This window comes from Hymenobacter sp. (genome assembly GCF_031398885.1).
Lineage (GTDB): Bacteria > Bacteroidota > Bacteroidia > Cytophagales > Hymenobacteraceae > Hymenobacter.
The window spans coordinates 25,409-31,973 of sequence record NZ_JANNOD010000110.1; the positions used below are offsets into that span (position 1 = coordinate 25,409).

Consider the following 6,565-nt stretch of genomic DNA (forward strand, 5'->3'; position numbering starts at 1 on the left):
CGGGGCGGCCGTAAGTTTGCGGCCTCATCAGTTCCGATTGAAATGCCTTTTCTACGCTTTGCCTGCTTCTTTTTCTGTCTTCTTGGCACCGGCACCGCCCGGGCCCAAGCGCCGGCCGACAGCAGCCGCGCCCTGCGCGAAGTCACCGTGTACGCGTCCCGCCTGAGCCAGCCGCTGAGCCAGACCGGCCGCGCCGTGACGGTCATTGCCGGGGCCAGCATTGCGCGCTACCCCGTCAATTCCCTCGATGACCTGCTCCGCTGCCTGCCGGCGCTGGAGGTGCAGAGCCGCGGCAGCTTCGGCGCCCAGGCCGACGTGAGCCTGCGCGGCAGCACATTCAACCAAGTGCTTTTTCTGCTGGACGGCATGCGGCTCAACGACCCGCTCTCGGGCCACTTCGGCGCCTACCTGCCCATCACCCCGGCCGAGATTGAGCAAATCGAAATCATTCGCGGGGCCGGGGCGGCCCTCTACGGCCCCGATGCCGTGGGCGGGGTCATCAACATCGTCACCAAAACCTTTGCCGCCACCGCGCGCCGCGACGAAGCCGAGCTGACCAGCACCACCCTGCGCGGCGAGTACAACCTGTGGCACACCAGCACCGGCGGCTTCCTGGCCAAAAACCGCCTGCGCCTGGGCGGCGGCGTGCTGCTGAACACCACCGACGGCCAGCCGCGCGAGGCCCCCAGCACCACGCGCAGCGACGTGGACCTGAAAACCTATTCGCTCTCCGCGGCCTACGAGCTCACGCCCCGGCTGAGCGTGGCCGCCCGCGCCAGCCTCGACCGCCGCAAGTACGACGCCCAGTACTTCTACTCCACCAGCCCCGCCGACCAGTCGCGCGAAACCACCACCCGCGACTGGTACCAGGGCCAGCTGCGCTACCAGCACGGCGCGCAAGCCCGCAGCGAGGCGCAGGTGGCCACCAGCCGCAGCACCGACTACTTCGCCTTCACGCCCACCGGCGTGGCCAGCGACCACCTCATGCACTACACCAACGTGCTGCTCAGCCACCAGCGGCAGTTTTCGGACCAGGTGCGCGCCACGCTGGGCGGGCAAATTGACCGCCGCGCCGTGGCGAGCAACGACCGCGGCAACCACGCCGTGTGGCACACGGCCGCCTTTGGGGTGGTGGCCGTGACGCCCGCGCCCGGCCTGGCCCTCACCGGCGGCCTGCGCCTCGACCGCGACCAAGCCTACGGCACCGAACTGGTGCCGCAGCTCAACGCCAGCCAGCAGCTCGGGGCGGCCCTCACCGTGCGCGGCGCCGTGGGCCGGGCCATTCGGGCGCCCGATTTCACGGAGCGCTACAACAACCACGGCCAGCCCGCCCCCTTGCGCAGCGGCCTGAACGTGGGCAACGCCGACCTGCAGGCCGAGCGCACGCTGAACTACGAGCTGGGGGCCGACTACCGCCCGCTGCCCGGCCTCACGGCGCGGGTTACGGGTTTTCTGCGCAAGGGCAACAACCAGATTGACTACGTGCCCACGCCCGGCGCCCAGGTCATCGAAGCCTCGGGCCTGGCCAACCTGAGCGCGGCCAACACCTACCGCTTCGCCCAGAACCTGTTCGAGGTGACCACCCGGGGCGTGGAAACGGAGGTGGTGCTGGCCCGGCAGCTCGCGCCCAAAACCCGCCTCGACGGCAGCGTGGGCTACACGTACGTGAAGGTGAGCAACGCCGAAAACATTGCCTCGCAGTACTTGGCCAACATTGCCCGGCACGTGGTGGCGGGCACCGTGGGCGTCACCTCGCGCCGCGTCAACGGCAGCCTCAGCGGCCTCTGGAAGCAGCGCGACGGCGCCGCGGCCGCGGCCATCAACCGCACGCTTGGCGCCGAGTACCTCGTGTTCAACGCCCGCCTGGAAGTGGCGCTGCGGCCCGAGCGGCTCTGGCTCACGGGGCAGGTCCAGAACCTGTTCAACGAGCGGTATTCCGACCTGCTGGGCGCCCAGTTGCCCACCCGCTGGCTGATGGCCGGCCTGCGCCTGGCCCTGCGGCAGTAGAAAGGGGCTGGCGTCTCGGTTTTCAATGGCCCGGCTGCTTTCAAATCCTGTACGTACATTTGTGGCATCAATTCTTTCTGATGTAAGGATTGTTTTTATACAGAGGCGCTGAGAGACAGGCTCACCGATGCGCCGGCAACCACCCGCAACCGCGGCACGGTGCCAATTCCTGAACATATAAAAACAAGTTGCCGTGGACGCTGCCAACCCCATTCCCGCTTTTCCTGCTGCTTGCAATGCCCGCGCCGCTGCGCGCCGGGCCGGCAGGGGCTGTTGTTGCTGTTGTGGCCAGGGCTAGCTTTTTCCGTTTGATTTTTCGCGGGTAAAAAGCGGCGTCAGCGGGGCTTCGCGGCGCGGGCGTACTTTTTTCTTTCCGGGCGGTTGTCTGATGCGGCGCGGCGCGTGGGGTCGGTTTGGGCTGGTCCCGACTAGCAGGGCACTGCCCCGTCCGTTGCCTGGCGAATGGACGCGCACCCCGCTCCGCCCGCGACCTCGGCTCCTTCCTCCTCTCATTTCAACTCATCATTTTCCACACATGTCAGCCGCTCAAAAACCCATTGGCATCTATTTCGAGCACCCCGAATGGTTCAAGCCGCTCTTCGCCGAGCTGGACCGCCGCGGGCTACTCTACGAGAAAATCGACGCCGCGCATCACCTCTTCAACCCCGCCGAAACCGAAAGCCGCTACGGTCTTGTGGTGAACCGCATGAGCTCGTCGGCCTACCTGCGCGGGCACGGGCAGGGCATTTTCCACACGGCCGGTTACGCTACGCACCTGGAGCGCATCGGCACGCGCATCATCAACGGCTCGGCGGCCACGGCCATCGAAACCAACAAGGCCCGGCAGCTCTCGCTGTTCGAGTCGCTGGGGCTGAAATACCCGAAGTCATTCGTCATCAACCACGCCGCGCGGGCCGTGGACGCTGCTCGCGAGCTGCGCTTTCCCATCGTGGTGAAGGTGAACATCGGCGGCAGCGGCGCGGGCATCATCCGCTTCGACACGCCCGCGGGCCTGCAAGCGGCCGTGGACGCGGGCCAGATTGACCTCGGCATCGACCAGACCGCCCTGGTGCAGGAGTACGTGACGCCCCGCGGCGGCCACATCCACCGCGTCGAAACGCTGGACGGCAAGTTTCTCTACGCTATGAAGGTCTTCACTACCGGCGAGAGCTTCAATCTGTGCCCGGCCGAAATCTGCCAGATTCCCGAGGAGCAGTCGGCCGAATTCTGCCTGACCGAAGCGCCCAAGAAAGGCATTCAGGTGGAAGCCTTCACGCCACCGGCCGAAGTTATTGCGGCCGCGGAGCGCATCGTGGCCGCCGCCAAAATCGACGTGGGCGGCATCGAATACCTCATCGACGACCGCACCGGCGACGTGCTTTTCTACGACATCAACGCGCTTTCAAACTTCGTAGCTGATGCCGTAAACGTGGTGGGTTTCGACCCCTACGCCCGCTTCGTGGACTACCTGGAGGCGCAGTTGCCGGTGGCCGTGGTCGCGCGTGGTGAGTTGGCCACGGCTTAAGTAACTTCAAAACTGTCATGCAGAGCGCAGCGAAGCATCTCACGTGGGGTAGCAAATCAAATGATTGAGTCACTGCTGCACGCGAGATGTTTCGCTGCGCTCTGCATGACGTTCATTCAGAATAAAAAGCCATGAAATTTGGATATTGGATGCCCATTTTTGGGGGCTGGCTGCGCAACGTCGAGGACGAGCAGATGCCCACCGACTGGCGCTACGTCAAGCAGCTGGCGCAGCGCAGCGAGGCGCTGGGCTACGACCTCACGCTGGTGGCCGAGCTGTACTTGAACGACATCAAGGGCACGGAAGCGCCGTCGCTGGAAGCGTGGAGTACGGCCGCCGCGCTGGCCGCCGTGACCGAACAGCTTGAAATCATGGTGGCCGTGCGGCCCACCTTCCACAACCCGGCGCTGCTGGCCAAGCAGGCGGCTAATATTGATTTGATTGCGCCCGGCCGGTTGTCGCTGAACGTGGTATCGAGCTGGTGGCGCGACGAGGCCACCAAGTACGGCCTGCACTTCGAGCAGCACGACGACCGCTACGCCCGCACCCGCGAGTGGCTCGACGTGGTGACCAACGTGTGGAAGCAGGACCATTTCAGCTACCAGGGCAAGTACTACCAGGTGGCCGATAACATCCTCCAGCCCAAGCCCGCCAAAGCGCCGTTCCTGTACGCGGGCGGCGAGTCGGAAGCCGCCAAGGACCTCATTTCAACCCAGTGCGACGGCTACGTGATGCACGGCGACTCGCCCGAACTCATCGGGGCCCGCATTGCCGACATGCGCCGCCGCCGCGAGCAGAAAGGCCTGCCGCCCCTGAAGTTCGGCGTGGCCGGCTACACGATAGTGCGCGACAACGAGCAGGATGTGCAAAAGGAGCTGGACCGCATCACCAACGTCAAGGCCTCGGCCGCCGGCTACGAGAACTACCAGCAGTGGCTGGCCGGCACGCAGCTCGAACAGCAAGTGTCGCTGCACGACTACTCGGTGTCGAACCGGGGCCTGCGCACCGGCCTCACCGGCACGCCCGCGCAGCTGCAGGACCGCATCGGCGCGTTCGAAGCGGTGGGCGTGGACTTCTTCCTGCTCCAGGCCAGCCCGCAGTTGGAGGAAATGGAGCGGTTCTCGGAGTCGGTTATTCAGGTGCTGGCGTAGGCCTAAGCCATTCAATAAACAAATCAATAAGCAAAACGGAACATCATGCCGGGCGCAGCCGAGGCATCTCGCGCGGGGTGGTAGCCCAATCGTGAGGACGACGCGAGCGAGATGCCTCGGCTGCGCTCGGCATGACGTTCCGATTATTTGGTGCTTCAACGTAGTTGTTTTTCCACGTTCCATTAGGAACGTCCCAATATTTCATGCTCAAAAAATCACTGGAGCTGCTTCAATTGGAAGCGGCCGAAACGGGGGCGAACACCCTCAAGCGCAGCCTCAACGGCGTCAGCCTCATTGCCATCGGCATCGGCGTTATCATCGGCGCGGGCTTGTTCTCGCTCACCGGCATTGCGGCGGCGAATAATGCCGGGCCGGCCGTCACCCTTTCCTTCATTGTAGCCGCGGTGGGTTGTGCTTTTTCGGCGCTGTGCTACGCCGAATTTGCGGCGATGGTGCCCGTTTCGGGCTCGGCGTACACCTATTCGTACGCCACCATGGGCGAGCTGTTCGCCTGGATTATTGGCTGGGATTTGGTGCTAGAATACTCGGTGGGCGCGGCTACGGTGGCCATTAGCTGGTCGCAGTACCTCGTCAAGTTTCTGGGGAAATACGGGCTGCACATCCCGGCGCAGCTGGTGATGTCGCCCTTTGAAACGGCCACGCGGGCCGATGGCAGCACCGTGTCGGGGTTCGTGAACGTGCCGGCCATGCTCATCGTGCTGGCCATCACGGCCATCGTGGTGCGCGGTACCAAGGGGTCGGCCTGGTTCAACGCGCTGGTGGTGGCCCTCAAGGTGGCCGTGGTGTTGGTGTTCATCGCGCTGGGCTGGCAGTACATCGACCCCGCCAACTACCAGCCCTACATCCCGGCCAACACCGGCACGTTTGGCGAGTTCGGGCTGAGCGGAATTCTGCGCGGGGCGGGGGTCATTTTCTTCGTCTTCATCGGCTTCGACATCGTGGCCACCATGGCGCAGGAAACCAAGAACCCGCAGCGCAACATGCCCATTGGCATCCTGGGCTCCTTGGCGGTGTGCACGGTGCTCTTCGTGCTGTTTGGCCACGTGCTCACGGGCCTGGCCAACTACACCGAGTTTAAAAACAGCGCCGCGCCGGTGGCCATTGCCATCGACAAAACGCCCTACGCCTGGCTCACTTCGGCCGTGATTCTGGCCATTCTCATCGGCTACACGTCCGTCATTCTGGTGGACTTGCTGGGGCAGTCGCGGGTGTTTTTTTCCATGTCGAAGGACGGGCTGCTGCCGCCGGTGTTCTCGCGCCTGCACCCGCGCTTCAACACGCCGCTGCAATCCAGCCTGCTGCTGGGGTGCTTCATTGCCTTGTTCGCGGGTTTCGTGCCCATCGCCGTGGTGGGCGAGATGACGAGCATCGGCACGCTGCTGGCCTTCGTGATGGTGTGCCTGGGCGTGCTCATCATGCGCCGGACCAACCCCGATGCCCCGCGCCCTTTCCGCACGCCGTGGGTGCCGGTGGTGCCGGTGCTGGGCATCGTGGTATGCCTGGTGATGATGTTTTCGCTGCCCGGCGAAACGTGGCTGCGGCTGCTGGTGTGGCTGGCCCTGGGCATGGCCATCTACTATGGCTACGGCCGCCAGCACAGCAAGCTGCGGCTGGCGCAAGCCGCCGCCAAGGGCAGCCTGCGCCAAGCTACTTAACCCAAGTTGCGGACTATCGAACGTAGCCCCTGCGGGGCGACATGTCGGTAGCAAGATGCCGCCACTCAGGCGCTAAAGCCCCGGCGGGGCGACATTCGTCGGCCGAGTGTCGCCCCGCCGGGGCTGGAAAAACGGGTTTAGAACGGGTTGACTACCAACGTGCCGCCCCACGGGGGCTACCCTTCTGTAGTCCGCAACTTGAGTTA

General features: G+C 64.6%; 4 protein-coding genes and 1 riboswitch. All 4 genes read left to right on the top strand.

The annotated features are described in order from the left end of the window. Window positions 1-42: 42 nt before the first annotated feature. A complete protein-coding gene (locus RMO51_RS19770) occupies window positions 43-2,007 on the top strand; it encodes a TonB-dependent receptor (protein WP_310397700.1) in 1,965 nt (654 codons plus the stop codon). 92 nt (window positions 2,008-2,099) lie between these two features. After that, a riboswitch (SAM riboswitch) is annotated at window positions 2,100-2,191 on the top strand. Between the two features lie 351 nt (window positions 2,192-2,542). Beyond that, window positions 2,543-3,532 (top strand): hypothetical protein, encoded by a 990-nt coding sequence (locus RMO51_RS19775; RefSeq protein WP_310397701.1) that lies wholly within the window; start codon window positions 2,543-2,545, stop codon window positions 3,530-3,532. Window positions 3,533-3,663: 131 nt separating this feature from the next. Continuing rightward, window positions 3,664-4,683 (top strand): LLM class flavin-dependent oxidoreductase, encoded by a 1,020-nt coding sequence (locus RMO51_RS19780; RefSeq protein ID WP_310397702.1) that lies wholly within the window; start codon window positions 3,664-3,666, stop codon window positions 4,681-4,683. A gap of 203 nt (window positions 4,684-4,886) precedes the next feature. Beyond that, window positions 4,887-6,359 carry an amino acid permease gene (locus RMO51_RS19785; RefSeq protein ID WP_310397703.1) on the top strand — a complete coding sequence of 491 codons (1,473 nt, stop codon included), beginning with the start codon at window positions 4,887-4,889 and terminating at the stop codon, window positions 6,357-6,359. Window positions 6,360-6,565 lie beyond the last annotated feature (206 nt).